Source organism: Pseudobacillus wudalianchiensis, from assembly GCF_001685015.1.
Classification (GTDB): Bacteria; Bacillota; Bacilli; order Bacillales; family Domibacillaceae; genus Pseudobacillus; species Pseudobacillus wudalianchiensis.
Genome location: NZ_MAYT01000027.1, coordinates 413,457 through 435,792, shown reverse-complemented (window position 1 = coordinate 435,792; position 22,336 = coordinate 413,457). Strand labels below are relative to the sequence as shown.

The 22,336-nt window shown below is 42.5% G+C and carries 21 protein-coding genes; 13 read left to right on the top strand and 8 right to left on the bottom strand.

Annotation, left to right across the window (positions count from 1 at the left end):
- Positions 1-233: 233 nt before the first annotated feature.
- The 8 genes from A8F95_RS15360 to A8F95_RS15320 form a co-directional block, all read right to left on the bottom strand.
- Positions 234-569, bottom strand: a complete 336-nt coding sequence (locus tag A8F95_RS15360; protein ID WP_065411310.1) for a L,D-transpeptidase — start codon at positions 567-569, stop codon at positions 234-236.
- 385 nt (positions 570-954) lie between these two features.
- Complete coding sequence (locus tag A8F95_RS15355) at positions 955-1,137, bottom strand: aspartyl-phosphate phosphatase Spo0E family protein (RefSeq protein WP_065411309.1); 183 nt, start codon at positions 1,135-1,137, stop codon at positions 955-957.
- A gap of 536 nt (positions 1,138-1,673) precedes the next feature.
- The gene (locus tag A8F95_RS15350) at positions 1,674-2,138 is read right to left on the bottom strand and encodes a hypothetical protein (protein WP_245671363.1); all 465 of its coding nucleotides are present in this window, start codon (positions 2,136-2,138) and stop codon (positions 1,674-1,676) included.
- A 414-nt stretch (positions 2,139-2,552) separates the two neighbouring features.
- On the bottom strand, positions 2,553-2,777 hold the full coding sequence (locus A8F95_RS15340) for a hypothetical protein (RefSeq protein ID WP_065411307.1): 225 nt from the start codon (positions 2,775-2,777) through the stop codon (positions 2,553-2,555).
- 301 nt (positions 2,778-3,078) lie between these two features.
- Positions 3,079-3,246, bottom strand: coding sequence for a hypothetical protein (locus tag A8F95_RS22625; protein ID WP_176713726.1), 168 nt, complete (start codon positions 3,244-3,246; stop codon positions 3,079-3,081).
- 169 nt (positions 3,247-3,415) lie between these two features.
- Positions 3,416-4,042: an SdpI family protein gene (locus A8F95_RS15330; protein ID WP_065411305.1), complete on the bottom strand. Its 627-nt coding sequence runs from the start codon at positions 4,040-4,042 to the stop codon at positions 3,416-3,418.
- Between the two features lies 1 nt (position 4,043).
- Positions 4,044-4,316: an autorepressor SdpR family transcription factor gene (locus A8F95_RS15325; protein ID WP_049662492.1), complete on the bottom strand. Its 273-nt coding sequence runs from the start codon at positions 4,314-4,316 to the stop codon at positions 4,044-4,046.
- A gap of 347 nt (positions 4,317-4,663) precedes the next feature.
- The gene (locus A8F95_RS15320) at positions 4,664-5,332 is read right to left on the bottom strand and encodes an MOSC domain-containing protein (protein WP_065411304.1); all 669 of its coding nucleotides are present in this window, start codon (positions 5,330-5,332) and stop codon (positions 4,664-4,666) included.
- 272 nt (positions 5,333-5,604) lie between these two features.
- Between A8F95_RS15320 and A8F95_RS15315 the strand changes: the two genes are divergently transcribed.
- The 13 genes from A8F95_RS15315 to A8F95_RS15255 all read left to right on the top strand — a co-directional run bounded on the left by A8F95_RS15315 (position 5,605) and on the right by A8F95_RS15255 (position 22,286).
- A complete protein-coding gene (locus A8F95_RS15315) occupies positions 5,605-7,641 on the top strand; it encodes a helix-turn-helix domain-containing protein (protein WP_065411303.1) in 2,037 nt (678 codons plus the stop codon).
- 328 nt (positions 7,642-7,969) lie between these two features.
- Complete coding sequence (locus A8F95_RS15310) at positions 7,970-10,156, top strand: acetate--CoA ligase family protein (protein WP_065411302.1); 2,187 nt, start codon at positions 7,970-7,972, stop codon at positions 10,154-10,156.
- Between the two features lie 4 nt (positions 10,157-10,160).
- Positions 10,161-10,622: a MaoC family dehydratase N-terminal domain-containing protein gene (locus A8F95_RS15305; protein WP_065411301.1), complete on the top strand. Its 462-nt coding sequence runs from the start codon at positions 10,161-10,163 to the stop codon at positions 10,620-10,622.
- Between the two features lie 35 nt (positions 10,623-10,657).
- Complete coding sequence (locus A8F95_RS15300; RefSeq protein ID WP_065411300.1) at positions 10,658-11,074, top strand: MaoC/PaaZ C-terminal domain-containing protein; 417 nt, start codon at positions 10,658-10,660, stop codon at positions 11,072-11,074.
- Between the two features lie 20 nt (positions 11,075-11,094).
- Positions 11,095-12,258, top strand: a complete 1,164-nt coding sequence (locus A8F95_RS15295) for a thiolase C-terminal domain-containing protein (protein WP_065411299.1) — start codon at positions 11,095-11,097, stop codon at positions 12,256-12,258.
- Positions 12,259-12,269: 11 nt separating this feature from the next.
- On the top strand, positions 12,270-12,686 hold the full coding sequence (locus A8F95_RS15290) for a Zn-ribbon domain-containing OB-fold protein (protein ID WP_065411298.1): 417 nt from the start codon (positions 12,270-12,272) through the stop codon (positions 12,684-12,686).
- A gap of 35 nt (positions 12,687-12,721) precedes the next feature.
- A complete protein-coding gene (locus A8F95_RS15285) occupies positions 12,722-13,918 on the top strand; it encodes an acyl-CoA dehydrogenase family protein (protein ID WP_065411297.1) in 1,197 nt (398 codons plus the stop codon).
- 21 nt (positions 13,919-13,939) lie between these two features.
- A complete protein-coding gene (locus A8F95_RS15280) occupies positions 13,940-15,103 on the top strand; it encodes an acyl-CoA dehydrogenase family protein (RefSeq protein ID WP_065411296.1) in 1,164 nt (387 codons plus the stop codon).
- 198 nt (positions 15,104-15,301) lie between these two features.
- Positions 15,302-16,714 carry an MFS transporter gene (locus A8F95_RS15275; RefSeq protein ID WP_065411295.1) on the top strand — a complete coding sequence of 471 codons (1,413 nt, stop codon included), beginning with the start codon at positions 15,302-15,304 and terminating at the stop codon, positions 16,712-16,714.
- 55 nt (positions 16,715-16,769) lie between these two features.
- Positions 16,770-17,543: an electron transfer flavoprotein subunit beta/FixA family protein gene (locus A8F95_RS15270; RefSeq protein ID WP_065411294.1), complete on the top strand. Its 774-nt coding sequence runs from the start codon at positions 16,770-16,772 to the stop codon at positions 17,541-17,543.
- Between the two features lie 65 nt (positions 17,544-17,608).
- The gene (locus A8F95_RS15265; RefSeq protein WP_065411293.1) at positions 17,609-18,580 is read left to right on the top strand and encodes an electron transfer flavoprotein subunit alpha/FixB family protein; all 972 of its coding nucleotides are present in this window, start codon (positions 17,609-17,611) and stop codon (positions 18,578-18,580) included.
- Positions 18,581-18,618: 38 nt separating this feature from the next.
- Entirely contained in the window at positions 18,619-20,742 is a 2,124-nt protein-coding gene (locus A8F95_RS15260) for a (Fe-S)-binding protein (protein WP_065411292.1), read from the top strand.
- Between the two features lie 71 nt (positions 20,743-20,813).
- Complete coding sequence (locus A8F95_RS15255) at positions 20,814-22,286, top strand: aldehyde dehydrogenase family protein (protein WP_065411291.1); 1,473 nt, start codon at positions 20,814-20,816, stop codon at positions 22,284-22,286.
- Positions 22,287-22,336: the final 50 nt, after the last annotated feature.

The window sequence follows — 22,336 nt, the reverse complement described above, 5'->3', positions numbered from 1 at the left end:
TTTTCTTTGACTACAAAAAGGGCGATTGAAGGGGGCTCAGGAGCATTCAATGAATGATAGAAAGAGATGAAAACCCAATGACTTAATGGGGAGTGGCTTGCCTATTTGCAAGCTTACAGCCAAAAGGGTTGAGTATCTTTTAGATATTCAACCTTTTTATTGATATAACTTCATGGCCAAGGTGAAGAACCGTAGATACAAACTATGTAGTAAAGGGGATAAGATTAACAGAGTCATTTATGAATAAAAACTCCAGTGCCAATTGAAACTTTAGATGATAATTCTAGAACATCATGATTAAACATTCTAATACATCCATGTGAGACATTCTTGCCGATTGAAGCAGGATTATTTGTTCCGTGTATACCGTAATGAGGCTTTGACAATCCCATCCAAAGCACTCCAAATGGCCCGCCTGGATTACGTTGCTTATTGATAATCGTGTATGTCCCAGAAGGTGTTGGTGACAATATTTTTCCAACTGCAATTGGGTAAGCTTTAATAAGCTTATTTCCATCAAAAAGTTTCAATTGATGTTGTAATGTTGATACGTCAATCCATTTCGCCATGAAGATCAACTCCATTTTTTAATTATTGTATGAATTAACTCAGGCGTTTGTTAATTAACAGGAATTGATTGAAGAGTTAATGAAAAAGAAAGCAAAACTGCTTAATAAACAGCTCGTTGAAAATGTGCCATTAAATAAATTGTATTCACCATAAAGTTCACCCAGTGTATCTAAATAATTTCGCGGGTGTGGAAAAGCACTTGCAACCTACAATGACTTATTATTTGACTGGCCGCAATTTGTAAAAGCAGGAGGCCAAGAACGAGGGTAGTCGGCTTCACGGCAATACCTGTACAGTCATTGTTCATGTTGAGGGCTTTGAAATGTTGAAACATTATCAACTGAGTGAATTAAGCCAAAATAAATAGCCAGGAAAAGCTCCTGGCTATGCCTTGTAAGATAAGGATGCAGTTATCAGCTGATATTTGTGAATCAATTTGTCCAATTCTTCACTGTATTTTAACGTTTGATCAGCATTAAGACCATCACGCAGTCCCGTTAAAATCATTAAGTTTCGAAGGTAGTCGATTCGATTCATTAGCTCCTCAACTGCTTTTACGTTAATCATGTGCATCCTCTCCCATTTTATCTATTTATTGGTTAAGAAGTATTTACACGTAATATTATATAGTTCTCTTGTACTAAATGGGGAGTTTCGACAAAATCTCTAAAAAGATTACAACAAGCGCGTTTAAATAGAAAAAAAGTCTGAAATCCATGATAGTCACATATTTTTTAACATTTTATGTGGTTTAAACCTTTTCCGGCAAAAACAGGAATGGAGTGTCAGTATGAAACCTAACAAACTTCCTATCATAATAATCCTTGTCTCATTTTTTATTGGTGCAATAGGCTATTTCTTTTTTACGAAGGTGTTTATACCGAACATGATGTAATGGGGCTTAAATTAGATACTGTCCAAGCTCTTTTTATGCACAGTTGGTTTGTCCCGTAAATGCAATGAATCGCTGCACCTTCTTAACAAGCTTGTGGAATCGTAATTGATCCAACCATACTTTTCGTACATTCAATTGAATCTCTTTTATAACTAATTCGATTATTTCTATCATTCTATTTCCATTAAGGTGCTATTTAATGAATTAGCTAATTTACTTCTAAAACGAAGGCGTAAAAGGCATCGCCATGAGATACGTTCGCTTCCTGTTCATCGATCCACCATATGCCATAAGAATAATAATACACTCCACTTTGCATCGGTGCAGTAAAGCTATTGTTTTTAATCATGACTTCATTTTCGTTGTTATTACTTATTTGTACAACATGAGACTCATTCGGCTTTGGTTCATAGTCTATTATGAATGATATAGTTTCACCGGGTTTAACTTTTACGGGCGTTTTGTCTTTTAAGAGCTCAACTGGCCCGGCAGTATCAACACAAGTACCTTTTCTGCTTTCGCTCCAACAATAAGTACCAAGCGTAGTTTCAAACCTTTCATTATCAATCTCTATAAAAACTTTTGGCGGCTTTCCTCCTGACAGTCCCTCATTTGAACATCCCATTAGATTAAGTCCAATAAGAAGGACTAATATAAATAACCACTTATTCATTCCTACACTCTCTCCTTAGTAGACGGTCTTATTTATTCTGACGTTATAAAACAAGATGTCATATTTACTGAACTTTTTTCCATTACTTGAACAACTAAGGGTTCTACTTATTCTCTAATAACTCCTTCCTTTACTTGACGCAATCCTATTCAGGGAATGGGTTTAGTGTCAATCTAAAGAGCTCTTTAGCTTTGAACTATCTTTGTTATCGTCAACAAAGAATTCGGTTATTTGTAAATCTATGTCTAATAATATGAGTGCACACAGAGCTTTCTTATGTGAATTCCTGCAGAAGCTTTTCGGTATTAGTTTCAAACGGCAGGGGCATATTGATAATGCTTTTTTAAGGAATTCTCTATTTTTAATGGCAACATGCAAAAATTCACCCTCTTTATGAAAAGAGGGATAGGGTGATTAGTATAAGGGACGTCGGTTTTGGCAAGGAGGAAATCCATTGATATCTTGGATCACTCGAGAATCATATTGTTTTAAAGCGAATTGAGTTTTATATAAATATTCAATCACGAAAACTTTCCCTCCGGATACTCTGCATAAAATACCTGAAGTTCCTTGGCCATTGGAAAATGAGATTCCTACGGGCTGCCCCATTAATTGGCTAACTTTGTCTTGCCATGGCATGTGGATCCCTCCCTTACATGCATCTTATGTATTGGATAGAGTTAGGTGCTTGTAAGGGGGAAATGAAGACAAGTCATGGGATCATCTAGAAAGAGTGTACATTGTACAATATAAAAATGACTAACTTTACTCTCTAAGCTGCTTTTGTATGAATTATTCCTCTGTTTTTTAAGAAAACCTGCTATTTTCATAACGAGCCCAATTAAAAAGTAAAGAACCCCATCTTCTACAATAATCAAACATATAAACGCAGCGGCGAATGCTCCTCCTTCACTGATGCCGCCCTCACTGTGGCTCATCTTTACAAAAACAGTTCCACCAAAAAAGCGAGAAAAGGACCAAGTATCACAGCAGTCAGCCCTGACCATACAAAATGAAGTTGATTATTTTTGTTTAAATGTATGGCAGCTCCATTAATCGTTAAGTGCAATATAATAATAAGCCAACCTAATAATCTGTCTCCATCCAAGTCATGACCTCCTAACATTATTTCTAAACCCGTATTATCGTAAAATTCCAGCTATCTTTGCACGTGAAGCATAAATGAACCATTGTTTGATAGAGAGGAGGGAGAATTAAAGGAAAGATGAAGCGTTTGCTGAAGAAAAACAAAAAACCTCCAAAGAGGAAGTTTTTTGTTAGGCCTTGATGAAAAAATAGTAGGAAGAAAAGACGATAAGAGCTAAACAAATCACAATGATTGATAAGGTATAGTAAGCTTGACTGGCCGCTGGGATCACAGGGACAAACAACAACAGCAACCCTGAAAGAACAAATAGCTTTCCGCCGAATCTATGAGTTTTTTTCCATACATCTTCACGAGCTAAGGTCCAAGGCGTCCGAATACCGATAAAATAATTAGGTTTAAATTTAGGACTTAAGTTGCCAATGAAGATAAATAACAAACCTACTAATTCAGGAACGATATAGGCTGGATTCACAATGCCTATGCCGCCTGTAATTTGCACAATCTGAGCTAAAAGTAAAAACACAAGAATTCCATTCATGACTCGAAAATATGAAGATTGAAATCTATTGAAATTGCTTTTCTTCGGATCAATTTTTGGGAGTATGGCAGTTAAAATATATAAGGCAATTATAATGATAGGAAAGATCAATGCACCGAGGGACTTTGGGCTGTAGCTGTCTGGAGCCCCTTTATAGTTCCAATGGACAGCGATCTGTTCGGGTAAATATGGATAAGAAATATAGGTTCCAATTAAGCTCAGCATTACTATACATAATCCAAACCAATTTCTCTTCATCTCATTTCCCCTCCTCATCTTTTGTTAAAAAATCCATAAACCAAGTGACAACATCTTCAAACACACTAGTATTTAACGAATAAATAATGTGCTGTCCTTTTTTCTCAGACTCTACTAAATTGGCTTGCCTCAATAAATTTAAATGATGAGAAATGCTTGGCTTTGTCATATTAAAATGACCAGCAATTTCCCCTGCAGTTAAATCTTCCTTTTTTAGTAAGTGGAGAATTTTTCTTCTGCTTGGATCAGACAATGCTTTAAAAGCTTCATTCATGTCAAACCCTCTTTTCTTATAACGCCTACTGAAAAATTAATTTAGGTATTTAGATAATTATCTAAATATATAATATGGCTACCTTCAAGGAAAGTCAATATATTCCTCCACAAGAACAGTTTCCCGCATCTTTCGCCTCTAACCTCTTTATGTAAGATAGAGTAAAGAAAAGGGTGGAAGTAAATGAGGGAAACAGAGCTGAAGTTAAGAGAAAGTTATCAAATAGTACAACGAGACGGGGAGGCATATTTCATCTGAAAGTTAAAAGGGTAAATCCCGCTGCCTTTGCCGTTTCTGCAGCAGGATTTTTAATGGCTTTTAATCTGATGGAAAACAACCAAAAGGAATTAGAGAAGGGGAGCCAGCTTGCTCAATCGTTCTGTGAGCATTTCTTTCCATTCATCTGCTAATTCTTCAACAGCCAAAATTCTTTTCATACCTTCGCTATCTTTTGGATTGCGGAAGTAAATTTCATTTGCCTCGAGGATGGATACCTGTTTTGAATGCGATTCTAGCAGTGTAACGTTAGAGTCTTTGCGAACGATCCCTTCTTCCAAAACCCGGCACAAATAGCCTGTAAATCCAGTCTGTACAATTCTTTTTAAAAGTGCAGGATTATTTGTTCTCTTCGTAATGGTGCTGCATGGAATTCTGCCTTGAGTTACTTGGATCACCGCTTCACCAAGACGGAAAGTATCCCCAATACAAACGTCTTTCTCCAGCATGTTCGTAACCGTTATATTTTCACCAAACGTAGAAGGGGAGAGAGGCCTCGCGAATTCTTTTTCCCAAAGTAAATAATGTTCATATGGGTACACACATACGGCACGGTCAGTTCCCCCGTGATATCGTAAGTCCGCTACTCCATCCCCTCGAAATCCTTCTTTCGTTAAAAAGGCTTCTTCAATAGCTTGTTTACAAATGCCTGTCTCCATTTCTTGATCATTTCCATACTTCATTGTTTTAGGTAAGCCAATTGAAAAGTTTTTTAGTTCAATCAATTTATTACTGTCCATTTTTATTTGCACCTGCTTCTCATGGATAATCGATCACTATTAAATTTTACCATTTATGCAAACGTTTTGTATGAAATCTTTTATAGATCATCTATTTACTCGTTTAATGATCAGCTAGAGAAGGAGGTAGTATATAATTAAATAACAGTGAATTATTATATTGAATATTCAGAATGTTTTTGTTACATTTGAGAGTAACTAATTATAGTAGAGCTCAATAAACATACTCATCGAGACATATACCCCTAGTAGAGATTTGGGAGGTCATAACGATGTTAGAAAATGAACATGCTTTGAAACAGAAAGCTGCAAGAAGTACAAATAGCTTTTCCAAACAATTATCGGGAAAGATAGATGACTTCCTTATTCTTTGTGTGTATGAGCAAGATCACAAGACACATGGATTAGAAGGTGCTGGTGAGGAGAGAGTGTCATCAGGTTTGCCAATCTTTATCGAAAATGCGAGTGCGAACTCATTTATTATTTGGGATCGGGTATATAGAGAGAGTGCCCAGGTTTTTAACAGTTTACGTGTTGCTGCACGAAATCGGTTAATTAGACAAATCGCTACTAATCTTGTGAACCATCTCTTAATGAAATATAAAAAATTTTCTCAACCCCTATCTTCCATCCTGAATGATAAAAAGTTGAAAAGCTCATCTATCCTCTACATCGAAAATATTTTGAAAAGAGATACCTTTTTGGTGAATGACGAAGCATGGGAAAGTTTTTGCAGATGGTGCCGCATGCATTTAACTGAATGGGTACTCGAAGAAATGGTGCAATCCCTTGGTTCTCATCGCTTAGAGACGTTAGATAAGAAAGAGCTAAATGACCTTTTTTATCAATCTATTTCAAAGAATTTATCTGAAGACCATGATTTTATTATCAGGTTTACAAGCATAGTTAATACTTACACATTAGAATGGATTAAGAAGATTAGCAGAACGTTAAATCTAGAAGATTGTACAGTATACGACATTGAAGCACTGTTTAATTTTAAAAAGGACTCTTTTTTCCACACATACTCTACGTTACCGCTCGAAAATGATTCAACTCTAGCTGCGAAAGACTTTTTATCCGTCATGAACAATGCACCCTATCAATCCGTTAGGGAAGCTCTTTATAAGAAAGATTTTGAAACAAATGAATTATCCTCTTGGCCTGTCATGCCTCTTATGAAAGGAAACATGACGGGTACACTTCAAATTAAGCCCTTTAAGAAAGATCATTATCGCTTTAATGCTGCTCATCCTATTATTAAGGATTCATGGGAACAAGCTGAAGGAGTATCAGACTTAGATGCAGATGTATTTGACGCGCTTTGTGCCATCTTTTTATCTAAAGCGAAACATTACAAAGATGTAGTGGAAGTCAAAATCGATGATTTGTTGTCTATTCGTGGATTAAAATCAAAATTGGGCGGAGAAGGCCGCCGAGGCGGTTATGAACTAAAACAACGGCGTCAAGTGTTGAAATCGCTTTCGGCAATTCAAAATTTGTGGATTGAGCTAGACAAAGCGATTATATATGAAAAAGGAAAACCAGTAGAAACAAAGCTTGAAGGACGAGCTTTTTTATTTGTTGATCAAGACAGACAAGATTGCCGGATAACAGAAGAAATGAACGAGAAAAAAATCCGTTATACCGTCGATCGAGTATTTGCCAAGTACTTATGCGGTTCGGGAAGGCAAGTAGCACTTCTTCCAGTGAAAGCGTTGCACTATGACCCATATCGTAAAACCTGGGAAAAGCGCCTGGCCAGATATTTAAGCTGGCGCTGGCGGATCCAAGCTAGAAAAGGCGATTTTCTACAGCCGAATAAAGTAAGTACATTGTTAGAGGCCATTAGTATCCATATGAATGAACGTATGCCTTCGCGTACGAGAGACCGATTGGAAAAAGCGCTGGATACGTTGCAGCAAGATGGGCTTATTCAATCCTGGCATTACGAAAAGTGGGATGAGTTGATTGCCGATCAAAAAGGGTGGGGACGTGTTTGGGCTCATTCGACGATCATCGTTGATCCGCCTGAATATATAAAAGAACACTACCGTCCGATTAAAAGGAAGCAATCGGTACTAAGTATGCCAAAAGTACAGCCGGTCCCTTATCGAACAGAAGAATCAAGTGAAGTAAGCGGGAGCCAAATAAGAGAAATGAGAGAAAGATTGAATCTATCCTTGCATGAGGCAGCAGAGGAGATAGGAATATCTTCTTCTTATTTGAGCAGCATTGAAAGAGGAATTAAACATCCATCCATTAAAATTCAGTCAAGATTGATCAAGTGGCTGGATCGCTTCGTTTAACAGTTCAAAGAACACTGTATCCATTTTTAAAGATGGCTACGGTGTTCTTTTTTGTGCAACAGCACAGACAGTATGAAGTAAAAAAAGTCTATCTTATCCATTTGTCGAGGTTATGAAGTATAAAGTCGGGACTATCATGATCATTAAAATTCTTTACACTATTTCATCTCCTTATATAGCGAGGGTTGTACAGCTTTTTTAAAAAATTTACTCTTTAACAATTAAATAATCTAAGTATCTTTTATTTTTCTAATTGTTGAATGGGGTTTTGTATGATAGCAACCAAGGATGGATGTCTATTCAAATATGTTAAATCGGGGTGAAAAGCATGAACAATGAAAGCGTTTCCGAAAGAAGTCTCGAATCATTATTTTATCCTCATTCTGTTGCAGTATTAGGAGCATCGAAGAACCCTAACAAGCTTGGTTATATTCAGATAAAAGCATTAATAGATGGAGAGTTTGGCGGAGACATTTTCCCGATTAATCCTAATTCGACAGAAATAGAAGGATTGACGTGTTATCCGTCTATTATGGACGTACCGAAGCCTGTAGATTTAGCGATATTTTGTGTCAGCGCGAATCAAATTCAGCAAAGCCTGGAAGAGTGTGCACAGAAAAAGGTAAAAGCGGCCATCATCTTTGCTTCCGGATTTTCTGAGACAGGTGAAGAGGGAGCAAAACAGCAAGAGGTTCTTGCCGAGATTGCCAGAAAGAGCGGCATTCGCTTAATCGGCCCGAACTGTGTAGGTATGGTGAATACGCTGAACGGGCTCGTTGGCACCTTTTCGCCTGGCGTAATGGCTTACCCATTAAGTGACAACCGTGCCGTTGGCTATGTTTCCCAAAGCGGGGCTTTCGGAGTTCTTACTTATATGGCGGCGGCCCAACACGGTTTAAGCTTTAATTACTTTGTAACGGTTGGCAATGAAATGGAAACGGAATTTGCAGATATCGTCGAGTACATGGTTCACGATCCAAACACGAAAGTGATTAGCGGCTATTTGGAAGGAGCCAAAGATCCCGCTAAGCTGCGCAAGTTAGCGAAAGAAGCACTTGACCGCAATAAGCCTATGATTGTAATGAAGACAGGACGCAGTTCAGCAGGAAGCCGGGCAGCCGCTTCTCATACTGGATCTCTTGCCGGTTCAGATCAGGTTTATGATGCCTTCTTTAAGCAGACAGGCATGATTAGAGCAAATGATTATGAAGAAATCATTTCTTTTTCCAAGCTGTTTCTCTCAGGAAAATTGCCTGCTGGACGCAACACCGTACTTATTACAAGCTCTGGAGGAAGAGGTATCAATGAAGCAGACCGCTGTGAAGCGAACGGCCTTACGATCATTCCGCTGAAAGAAGAGACAAAAGCAAAAATTAAACAATCTGTCCCGTCATTTGCCAGCACGTCTAACCCTATCGATTTAACGGCTGCTGCAGCGGTAACAAATCCAGAATTATTTATTGCGCCGTTGCGGGCACTTGTGGAAGATCCTGAAGTCCATAATATCATTCTGACCGAATTCCCAATGCATTGGGGTGCCGATCATCCTTTGCTTCAGGAATTTATTGAGATATGCAAAAGCTCGGACAAATTCATCTTCGTTACGACTTTCCCGCTGCAAGGGATGTCTATTCCAAAAGGAGCCATGGAAATGGAGAAAAACGGCATTCCAGTGATCACAGGAGATTTACAGCCGATTTCAGCTCTTGCCAAACTGGTTGATTACAGTGAGAAATACCGCCGTAACCAACAGGCGAATGAGCTGGCAGAACAGCGTACGCTTCAGAGGAGTCAATTAAAAGGCGCCTTAGAGAGCTTACTGAAGCCAGGTGTGACGCTAAGTGAATTTGAAGCGAGTGAAATATTAGAGCTTTATCAAATTACTACAGCCCAGAAAGCCCTGGCGGCTACAGCAGAGGAAGCCGTTCAATCCGCTAGGAACATTGGCTACCCAGTTGTATTGAAAGTAGATTCCAAAGACATTCCTCATAAAACAGATGCCGATGCCATCAGGCTTCATTTACAAAATGATCATGAAGTGATTGATGCTTATGCTGATATTTTGCGCTCTGCAAAGCAATATAATCCGAATGCCGTCATTAATGGCGTATCTGTTCAGGAGATGCTTCCTAAAGGCACGGAAGTCATTATCGGTGTCACGAAAGACCCTGTCTTTGGTCCGGTCATCATGTTTGGCTTAGGCGGAATCTTTGTTGAAACGCTCAAAGATGTATCATTCAGAGTGGCTCCGCTTACAAGCCAGGATGCCGTAGAAATGATAGAGGAAATTAAGGGCAAAGCCATTCTGTCAGGTGCTCGCGGTCAGGCGCCTGCTGATCGTGAGGCGATCATCTATGTATTGCTCAAAGTATCTGAACTTATCTCTGATTCAGAAGGCATGATCGATGAATTAGACATTAATCCGCTCATTGTGTATGAAAAAGGCTTAAAAGCAGCTGATGCGCTTATCGTAACGGATAGCCGCATAGCTGAGAAAACAGAGGTTGGGGGGTAAAGAAATGGATTTAGACAAAAGCATTGTTGGTTTAACAGGCCCGGAATTTACATTTGAAGTGGAAAAAAGACATATTCGACAATTCGCTCAGGCCATCGGTGACTCAAATCCACTGTATGTGGATGAAGAATATGCGGCTGGAACACCTTATGGTGGAATGATTGCTCCGCCTACCTTTCCGATCGCCATCGGCGCAGAAGGCGAAGGCATTGACCTTAAGCTTGATCCGAAACGAATGCTTCATGGCGAGCAGGAGTTTATTTACACTCGCCCCATCAGACCGGGGGATCGGCTGATCTGCCAGATGAAAGTAACGGATTTATATGAAAAGGAAGGAAGAAGCGGCCGCATGCAGTGTTTAGTGCTTGATACAGAAATCAAGGATGAAAACCGAAGTCCAGTAGTAATCAGCCGCATGAATATTATTTACCGCTCAAAAACGACAGCTCAAAAAGTCTCAAATTAAAAGCTGTTTTTGGAAAGAGAGAGGAGGAGAAGCGGATGTTGAAATACAGCGAATTGCAAGAAGGACAAGTTTTAGAATCACTCAAAAAGCCGGCCGTCACAAAGGTTCAGCTCGTTAAATATGCTGGTGCTTCAGGAGATTTCAACCCGTTACATACGGATGATGAATTTGCTCAAAGCATCGGAATGCCGGGTGTGATTGCGCATGGAATGCTCATCATGGGTTTTCTCGGTGAATATGTGATGCAGGTGGCAGGTGCCACAGCGGAACCAACCAATTTTCGAATGAGATTCGGAGCGATGACAAGGCCAGGCGATGATATTACTTGTTCGGCGGTTGTGCGCAAAGTCTATGAAGAAGAAGGAAAGCACTATGTCGATCTAGAGGTGAAAGCTGAAAAAGCACCTGAGAAGGTCGTCGGATCAGGTCAAGCTACTTTGCGTTTTTTCTAAAATGAAAAGGGGTGTGTTTTGTGGCACAAATAAAAGACCGTTATGCCATTGTGGGCGTGGGAGAAAGTGAACGTTCAAAGAATTCTGGTACGACACCGCTGCATCTGGCGTTAGATGCAGCAAGAGCGGCCATTCAAGATGCCGGCATTGAGGCAAAGGATATCGATGGATTTATGAGTTACAGCGAAAATGACTCTTGCACGTCTCATCAGCTGGCTACATATTTAGGCGTCCGCCCAAAATACGTAAAAGACATCATGGGCGGCGGCAGCAGTACAGAAATGCTGATTGCAGACGCGATCGGGCTGATTGAAACAGGCCAAGTAAATACCGTACTCATTTATCGTGCCATGAATGGTCGTTCCGGCGTGAGAATGGGCGGCGGCGGATGGGATATTAATATGCTGCAATCCGCTATTGATGGCGGCAGCTTTATCATTCCTTACGGAGCAGGCGGGCCAGCTCAATGGTTTGGGCTTTTCGCCACCCGGCACATGCATGAAACCGGGCTTACCCAAGAGCATTTAGGACATGTATGCGTCAGCTTTTACGAGCATGCCCAGCGGAATCCGAAAGCTTATTTTTATGGAAAGCCATTAACGATGGAGGCTTATAAAGAAACGCCTTATTTAAGCTACCCGTTCAATAAACATGATTTTTGCCTTGAGTCAGATGAAGCGAACGCGATTATCGTAACATCAGCTGAACGAGCGAAGGATTGCCAGTCAAGACCGGCTTATATTATGGGAATAACGGCCAGACAATGTGTGTCTCATTCCCATTATTGGTCCGACTTATCAGAGGTAGCAGCTGATTACGTAGCGCCAGAATTATATAAAAAGGCTGGCATTTCCCCGGCGGATTTAGATGTCGCTTCTATTTACGATTGCTATAGCTGGGTTGTGTTACGACAGTTGGAGGCTTATGGAATTGCCCCTCGTGGAGAAGTGGGAGACTTTGTGGCAGCAGGCAATCTGCGGATGGGCGGAAAACTTCCAAGTAATACAGCCGGCGGCATGCTGTCAGAAGGCTACACACATGGGATGAATAATGTTCTGGAGATTGTCCGCCAAATTCGTCACGACTATAAGGGAACAGACCGCCAAGTGGAAAACTGTGAATTTGGCCTTTGCACAGGCTGGGCTGGACCAGATATTGCTGGTGCGATGATTCTTAGAAACTAGGAGGGGAAACAATGGACTACCAAAAACCAATACCATTAAAAAATCAAGATAATCACCCCTATTGGGATGCAGCTGACCGTCACGAGCTGCTCATTCAAAAATGTGAAAGCTGCGGGCACTATTCACACCCGCCTGGACCAGCCTGCTCTAAATGCGGCAGCGCGGAACTCAGTTGGGAAAACCTCGGAAGTGAAGTGAACGGCACGATCTATTCATTCATTATTTCTTACCGGCCGTTTCTGCCTGGATTTCAAGATGATCTCCCGCTTGTCATTGCCGTTGTAGAGCTTGACAAGGCACCGCAAGTGAAGCTGATTGCCAATGTGTTAAATTGCAATCCGCAAGACGTAAGCATCGGAATGAATGTGAAAATGACGTGGCAGGATATCACGGAAGATCGTGCTCTTCCACAATGGATTCCTGCATAACTTGAGCACTGTTTAATAGAAAGGGGAGAAAACAAATGGATTTTTCTTTTACAGAAAAAGAAGAAGCGTTTCGCCAGGAATTTCGTATATGGCTAGAAAACAATTTGCCCGACGGCTGGTTGGATGGAAAGAGAGACATTCCGGAAGACAAGGAGCAATATTCGGAGTTTTTGAGAAACTGGCAAAGGAAGTTATATGAAGGCGGATGGGCAGCTATTGCCTGGCCGAAAAAATATGGTGGCAGAGAAGCCAGTTTAATAGAGGAAATTATCTACCAACAGGAAATGGTGCGCGTCAAAGCTCCGCCACTCGTAAATTATGTCGGCATTCATATGGTTGGGCCGACCTTGATGCAAATCGGCACAGAAGAACAAAAGGAAGCCTATATCCAAAAGATATTAACTGGTGAAGAAGTGTGGTGCCAAGGTTATTCAGAGCCGAATGCCGGTTCAGATTTAACAGCCATCCAAACATCGGCCGTCCGCGACGGAGACCGGTGGAAAATAAATGGGCAAAAGGTGTGGACAAGCTTTGGCCACCTAGCTGACCGCTGTTTTCTTCTTGCACGAACAAGCCGGGGAGAGAAGAAGCATAAAGGGATTACGGTCTTTCTTTTGGATATGAATCAGCCGGGAGTAGAAACGCGGCCGATCATTCAGATGGACGGCAAGCATGACTTTAATGAAGTGTATTTAGAAGACGCTATTGCCTATGATGCCGACATCGTTGGAGAAGTAGATGAAGGCTGGCGCGTCATGATTGCTCTGTTAATGCATGAAAGATCCGGTATCGGAGCTCAAGTGTTCACCCTGGAGCAGCAATTTGAAGATCTGGTCGTATTGGCGAAAGAAGTGCAGGAAGACGGCCAGCCTTTAATTCAAAACCCATTTACCCGCAAAACAATGGTTGATTTATATACCCGCTCCCGGGGCTCGCTCTTGAACTATTACCGGAACTTAACCAAAACATTGAAAAATGGGCAGCCGAGTGCGGAAGGGTCAATGGATAAGTTAATAGTAAGTGAACTAACGAAAGAGTTGTTCTCCCAATCGCTATCCATGCAGGGACATCAGGGCGTGTTATGGAAAGAGGATGCGATTTTCGGAGATTCCTATTGGCAGGATAACTTCCTGTATTCATTCGGAATGACGATTGGCGGAGGAACGAGTGAAGTACAGAAGAATACGATTGGAGAACGTATTCTCGGTTTACCTAAGGACCTAGGACGCTAAACATAATGGAGGTGGCATGGCATGGATTTTTCATTAAGTGAAGAGCAAGAAATGTTTCGCGGATACGTGAACAAATATTTAAATAATATGGGCCATACGAAAACAGCCCGTGAATTTATAAAAGGCGACACAGAATCTTACGAAACGATTGTTTCCGGACTGGCTGAACTGGGCTGCACGAGCATTAACATTTCTGAGGAATATGGCGGCATGGAGCTCGGAGCATTGGATTTAGTTCCGGTACTTGAAGAATTAGGTCGTAGTGTGCTGCCTGGTCTTTATCTAGAAACGAACAGCTTTGCTGTACCCGTACTTGAAAAGTTCGGTTCGGAATACCAGAAGCAAAAGTACTTGCCAGCCATTGCAGAAGGCAGTCAAACGTTCTCGATTGCCTGGCTGGAACCCGGCGGCAGCTACCAACCAGCCGGTATTCAGATGACGGCCTCTCTGGAGGGGGATTTCATTCGATTACATGGAACGAAAACATTAGTCCCGGACGCAGAACTGGCGAATAGCTTAATTCTCCCGGTGCGCACAGGCGGAGGAAAAGGCGAAGGAGGAATTTCACTTGTTATTGTAGACATGGCGGATCTGAATATCACCATGCTTAAACAAAAAAACATTGATGACAGCCGGCATTTGGCGGAAATCACGTTTGATAACGTCGAGATCTCTCAAGAGCAAGTGATAGGATCGCTTCATAAGGGGTGGGATATTCTGCAGGAGGGACTGCTAGCGATTAATGCCGCTCTCGCTTCCGTCATGGTCGGCGGAATGGAAGCCATTGTAGGCATGGCGGCAGAATATGCGAAAATTCGCGAACAGTTCGGGCAGCCAATTGGCCGCTTCCAAGCGGTTAAGCATAAAATCGTTGACATGAAGGTAGACCTTGAGATGGCGCGCTCACTCGCTTATTACGCAAACTGGGCGCTGGAAAATGAGTCAGAGGATCAGGTGCAAGCGATCATATGTGCCCGGCTGTTTGCAGCAGAGGCATACAATAAAGCGGCCGCCAATAACATTCAAATTCATGGAGGGATCGGGTTTACCGAAGAAATTGACTGTCATCTCTATGTTAAACGGGCCCGTTTTTATGAACATTACTTGGGAAGCACGCAATCTTACTATGAAAAAGCGGCCGCTGCATTAGGCTGGTGTGAACCGGAAAAAGTTGAACAATTCTAAAAAACAATTTGCGGGCAGGCAACGAAATGAGAAAGTTTCCAATACAGTCAATCATCTTCGTTACACATGTGTTAGTAAAATGGGACAGGTGGAGGAAAACGGAGCCGGCTGCAAGCATTGAGCGGGGGAAGGATTGTTCCCCGCCTGCCCCGATTGCACACACTGCTACAGTAGCTTTTAAAACAAGGAGGAAAGCTAATGGAAGAAAAATCAGTGAGGAAAGCCTTTCATTTTTTGTGTTTCGGAATTCTTCTTGTTGTTTTTGCTGAAGCGACACATATCCCCGCCTATCCTAAAATGCTCGAACACTTTGGATTAGGGGCAGGATATTCGGTTTATATGCAATTGGGATTTGCGCTAGGATTAACAGGGTTTCAACCGCTAATGGGATGGATGTCAGATTCCTTCGGCCAAAAGATAGTCATCCTGTTTGGGGCAGCCTGTATGGCGCTTGGTTCACTTTTCATTGCGACTGCTCCGGCTTTTTGGGTATTGGTTGCGGGGTTGTTTTTAAAAGGGTTTTCTGGAGCGGCTGTTATTCCTGCTGGTGTTACCTTTGTAGGGAGATATTTTACGAACGAGCAGCGCGGAAAAACAATGGGACTATACGGATTCTATACCGTGATTGGCGGTTTAGCAGGTCCGCTGTTAAGTGGGATATTCGTTGACCGCTTTGGCTGGTCCTCTATTTTCGTCCTATGTGCAGTATTTGGCGTTATTTCCTTCTTATTGTTTGCTTACGGAGTACCAAATGTAAAAGGAGAGAAGTCTGAACATTTCGACTTTGGTGGCGTGATTTTAGTCTTTTTCATATTAGGAGGGCTTTTAACGGTACCGACGTTTATTAATAATTACGGTATTTCTTCGTGGATGTGGGTGCCTGCCTTTGTAATTTCTATTGTTTCATTTGCCTTATTGCTTGTTGTTGAAAAAAGACAGAAAAAACCTTTATTAGATATTGATTATGCGAAGACGCGTAATTTCTGGGTGCCGTCCATTATTGCCGTGATCATGTATATGTCGTTTAGCAGCGTGATGTATTTATTAACATTCTTTGTTCAAAGTGTGCAAGGGAAGCCATCCACGGTTGTCGGCTTGTTACAGTTCCCGCTCTTTTTAACAATGGCACTAGCCAACTTATTGAGCGGACGGTTAATGGCCAAACTCTCGGCAAGGACAATCATTGGCACGAGTATTAGTCTATTGGTGATTGGAATCGGCATGCTGACAGTCGCTAAAGTCGATACGTCCTTTTTATATCTATTCGTGTCCATGAGCTTAATTGGCACAGCGATCGGCACGGTTGGGCCAGTCGTAAAATCGGTCATCGTCTCAAAAGCAAATGAGTCCCGTCTGGGAGTTGTTTCGTTCACTTATATTACGATCGAAAACGTAGCTTCCCGTGTTGGAGCGTCGTTTGCCCTTGTGACTTTCGCCTTGTTTGCAGCGGGAGGAAACTCGGTAGGCGCTCTTTCGTCCACCGCTCTATTGCTAACGGTTTTTACAGCGGCAGCTTTTTTCTTCTTGATCCTAATTCCTAAAAAAATAGCAGGGATTCAAGGAGGGGCAGAGGGATTACCGGAAAGCAAGGAAGACACGAAAGTTATTTAAAGGCAGAGTACCAATACGCTGATCGAATGCCAATAAAAAAACAGGAGGAGTTCAGATGAATATTTATGTTCTCTTAAAAAGAACGTTTGATACAGAAGAAAAAATCAATCTGTTGAACGGAGAAATCAATGAAGAAGGAGCAGAATTTATCATTAACCCGTACGATGAGTACGCGGTAGAAGAAGCGATACAAGTACGTGACGATCAAGGAGGCGAAGTAACGGTTGTGTCTATCGGATGCGAGGAAGCGGAAAAGCAGCTGCGAACGGCTTTGGCAATGGGGGCAGATAAAGCAGTATTGATTAATAGTGAGGATGACGTTGAAGACGGCGATCAATATACAACAGCTAAAATTATCGCTGAATATTTAAAAGATAAACAAGCCGATTTAATTATCACCGGAAACGTGGCCATTGATAGCGGCTCGGGCCAAGTGGGCCCTCGTGTAGCTGAAATGCTGGGCATTCCTGCTATCACAACGATTACAAACCTTGAAATCGACGGCCATACTGTAACCGTCGTCCGTGATGTGGAAGGTGACTCTGAAACAATCGAAGCTTCTTTGCCGCTGCTCGTTACTGCACAGCAAGGATTAAATGAACCACGTTACCCTTCCTTACCAGGAATTATGAAAGCGAAGAAAAAACCGCTTGAAGAATTAGAGCTGGATGACCTTGAGCTTGATGAAGAAGACGTGGAAGCGAAAACTAAAACGATCGAGGTTTTTCTGCCGCCGAAAAAAGAGGCAGGAAAATTATTAAGCGGCGAGATCAACGAACAGGTAAGTGAGCTTGTCCAGCTGCTGCGCAACGAAGCAAAAGTCATTTAATAGAAAATAAGCTTGTCATAGTAAATCAGACAGTCAAAATAAAATAAGCACAGGGGGTTTTTTAGATGAGCAGAAAAATTCTCGTATTAGGGGAAGCGCGCGACGGAGCTTTGAGAAATGTCTCCTTTGAAGCGCTTCGTGCAGCTAAGGTTGCTGCGGGAGGCGGAGAAGTAGTAGGCGTCTTGATTGGAGAGGCCGTTCAGCCATTAGGAAGTGAACTCATTCAATACGGTGCAGACCGGGTCGTGATAGTGGAGGACGACCAATTAAGACAATATACACCGGATGGTTTTTCCCAGGCACTGCTGGCCGTAATAGATCAAGAAAATCCAAATGGACTGATCTTCGGCCACACAGCAATGGGGAAAGACTTGGCACCGAGAATTGCCAGCAAGCTGTCATCTGGTTTAATTTCTGATGCCACTGCTGTTGAAGAAATCGACGGAACGCTTGTTTTTACCCGGCCGATCTATTCCGGAAAAGCATTTGAAAAGAAAATCATTACAGATGGTCTTGTTTTTGCAACGGTTCGCCCAAACAATATTGAGCCATTAGCAAGGGACGAGTCCCGTTCTGGAGAAGTTGCTTCCTTAGCTGTTGAGATTCATACGATACGTACGATCATTAAAGAGGTCGTGAGAAAAGCGAGTGAAGGCGTCGATCTCTCAGAAGCAAAAATCATCGTCGCTGGAGGACGCGGAGTGAAAAGCAAAGAAGGATTTGAACCATTACAAGAACTCGCGAAGGTTCTTGGCGGTGCAGTTGGTGCTTCCCGCGGAGCTTGTGATGCTGATTATTGTGATTATTCACTGCAAATTGGCCAGACAGGGAAGGTCGTCACTCCTGACTTATACATTGCTTGTGGAATCTCTGGAGCGATTCAGCATCTGGCGGGCATGTCTAATTCCAAAGTGATCGTGGCGATCAATAAAGATCCAGAAGCAAGCATTTTTCAAGTAGCCGACTATGGCATTGTCGGTGATTTATTTGAAGTCGTTCCGATGTTAATTGAAGAGTTTGCTGCAGTGAAGCAGTAAACAAAGGGGCGTTATCACCATAAAAGGAAGTGACCATAATGAACCTATTAATCATCAATACTATCGCCTTTCTTTTAGTGACAGGTTACGCCCTTTACTTGTTTCTATACCTAGTGAAGACTCGTTATGAATATATTAAGCTAGGCCGCAAGCAGGAGTTTGACCGCAAATTTAAAGAACGGCTCGATTTAGTGAAGATTAACGTTTTTGGCCAGAAAAAGCTATTAAAGGATAAGAAGAGCGGGATCATTCATGTCATGATGTTTTATGGTTTCCTCCTTGTCCAACTAGGGGCGATTGATTTTATTATAAAGGGGCTTGTGCCGGGGGCGCATCTTCCGCTCGGTCCGGTCTATCCTTTCTTTATATTCTTTCAGGAAGCTGTCACCTTCATGATTTTGACAGCGGTTGTCTGGGCGTTCTATCGCCGGTATATTGAAAAACTCGTTCGTTTGAAGCGCGGATTAAAGGCGGGTCTTGTCTTGATTTTCATCGGGACCCTCATGCTTTCCGTTCTGTTCGGCAATGGCATGGCCATCGTTTGGCACGAGCATGCACCATCACTTGCTGAACCGGTTGCTTCTGTTATCGCTAGTGCTTTTAGCTGGCTGAGTGAGCCCGCTGCCATGGCCCTATTTTATATTTCCTGGTGGATTCATTTGCTGGCGCTATTGTCTTTTCTCGTCTATGTGCCGCAATCTAAGCATGCTCACTTAATCGCCGGACCAGCCAATGTGTTTTTCAGCCGGTTAACTCCGCCTGGAAAGCTGACGGCAATTGATTTTGAGGATGAGTCGCAAGAATCGTTCGGCGTCGGCAAAATTCAGGATTTCACACAACACCAGCTGATTGACTTGTATGCCTGTGTTGAATGTGGACGCTGTACGAATATGTGTCCAGCAGCCGGTACAGGAAAGATGCTTTCACCGATGGATCTGATCGTGAAGCTGCGGGATCACCTGACTAACACAGGGGCTGCCGTCACTTCTCAATCGCCGTGGGTTCCGGGATTTGCTTTTGCTAATACACAAGGCAATCAGCTTGCCGCCATGGCTAAGGTGAACACGCTTCAGGAAACGGCTGCCGCTCTTGATTACAACCCAAGCCTGATCGGAGACGTGATTACAGAGGAGGAAATTTGGGCTTGTACAACTTGCCGAAACTGTGAAGATCAGTGTCCAGTTATGAATGAGCATGTAGATAAAATTATTGACCTGCGCCGCTATCTCGTCTTAACAGAAGGCAAGATGGACGCAGATGCCCAGCGCGCCATCACCAATATTGAACGCCAGGGCAACCCTTGGGGGATTAATCGCAAGGAACGGGAAAATTGGCGGGCCGGCCGTGAAGATATTGAAGTGCCGACCGTTAAGGAATTGGAGAAAAAAGGAGAAGAATTTGAATACTTATTCTTTGTAGGATCAATGGGTTCTTACGATAATCGCAGCCAAAAGATTGTTCAATCCTTTTCCAAATTATTAAATACAGCTGGCGTGAAGTTTGCCATTTTGGGCAACAAGGAAAAAAACTCCGGAGATACTCCTCGCCGGATTGGCAACGAATTCTTGTTCCAAGAGCTGGCAAGGGCTAACATTGAAACGTTTCAAAAACACAATATAAGAAAAATTGTCACCATTGACCCGCATGCTTACAACACATTCAAAAATGAGTATCCTGAATTTGGGCTTGAACATGTTGAAGTCTATCATCACACGGATCTTTTACTCAAATTGATCCAAGAGGGCAAGCTTGTCCCAACATATGAAGTAAACGAAACAGTTGTTTATCATGATTCTTGTTACTTGGGGCGTTATAACAATGCTTATGATCCGCCGCGAGAAATTCTGAAGAGCATACCTGGAGTAAAGCTTGCGGAGATGGAACGCAGTCGCGAAACAGCCATGTGCTGCGGGGCAGGCGGAGGCATGATGTGGATGGAAGAAGATACCGGACAGCGGGTCAATGTGGCACGAACGCAGCAAGCATTAGCTGTAAATCCAAGTGTCATAGGCAGCGGGTGTCCGTATTGTCTGACGATGCTAAGTGATGGCACAAAAGCAATGGAAAAGGAAGACAGTATTCAAACATTAGATATTGTAGAAATACTGGAAAAGTCTGTGCTGGCATCACCTTGTCCTTCAACTAAAGAGTTCGTTAGATAGAAAGCTAAATTAAAAGTGAAGGGTCACTAGCTGAAAAAGATGTAATAATCCAAAAATAAAGGCGGGATTACATGACGACAAAGCAAGAATTGAAACAGTATCAAAACTTTATCAATGGCAAGTTAATGGCAGCTTCGTCTGGAAATACGATGGACAGTATTGAGCCTTCTACAGGAGAAGCTTGGGCTAAGATTCCATTAAGCACGCAAGAGGATGTAGAAAAGGTTGTGACAGCGGCGCGTCAAGCATTTCCTGCTTGGTCTGCGCTTTCTGCTGAAGAGCGTTCAGGCTATTTAAGGCGTATTGGGGATGCTATTTCCTTGCATGATGAAGAATTGACGACGCTGGAGACGAGAGATAACGGAGAAGTGATTGCCGTTGCACCTTATCTTGCTGAAGCAATAAAATCAGTCTGGTATGACGCTGCGGGAGCTTGCAAAGAAGGCAGCCAAGGAAAAACGGTTCAAATGGGACCGACTAGCATCGGATATACGTTGAGAGAACCGTTCGGAGTCGTACTAGGAATCCTCCCGTGGAATGCGCCGCTTTTTACCTTCACGATAAAAGCAGCTTATGCACTTGCTGCGGGCAATACAGTCATTATTAAACCATCTCAGCAGGCCTCTGTTTCTTCATTACGATACGGTGAATTGCTGGGAGGCATCCTTCCTTCAGGTGTGCTTAATGTTATTTCCGGGTTGGGGAGAGATATAGGGGATGCTTTAGTAGCTCATCCTGGTGTGAGTAAAGTAAGCATGACAGGTTCTGGAACAACCGCTGGTTCTATTCTTCGTGCAAGTGCCCGTCATCCAAAACCAACGATTTTTGAACTAGGCGGAAAATCACCGAATATTGTATTTGAAGACGCTGACCTAGACAAAGCGGTTGATGGAGTCATTCATGCTATCTACACGAGTAACGCTGGACAAAGATGTACAGCCGGCTCAAGAATTCTTATTCAACAGTCTATATTCGAGGAAATGATTGATCGGATAAGAGAAAGAATTAAAAACACGATAAAAGCGGGCGATCCCATGGATCTAGCAAGTACGATGGGTCCTCTATCAAGCCTGGACCAGTACGTAAAAATCCGTTCTTATATCAAGCTAGGAGTAGAAGAAGGCGGGGAAATTGTCTGTGGCGGCCGCCATGGCGGAGAGAATGTTCTTCCAGATAAACCGGAGTTTTCGGGTGGTTACTGGGTGGAGCCTACTTTGTTTAAAGTAAACAGCAACACACTGCGTATTTGCCAAGAAGAAATTTTCGGTCCAGTAGCGGTTGTTATGCCCTTTGAAACGGAAGAAGAAGCGGCAGCCATTGCGAATGATACCTGTTTTGGTCTAGGGGCAGGAGTGTGGACAAGGGATCTTAATCTCGCCCACCGGATGATTCGAAAAATAGAGTCCGGTAACGTGTGGGTCAACACGTATTCGAGAGTAGGAGCGGACTTGCCGTTTGGCGGTTTCAAAGAGAGCGGATACGGCACAGATTCGATTCTTGAGTATTCGCGTGAAAAAGCCTGTGTGATCGAGATTGAGGAATAATAAATATTTTCCGCTAACTACTGTTTTGGAGGAAAAAGAGGCAGCCAACC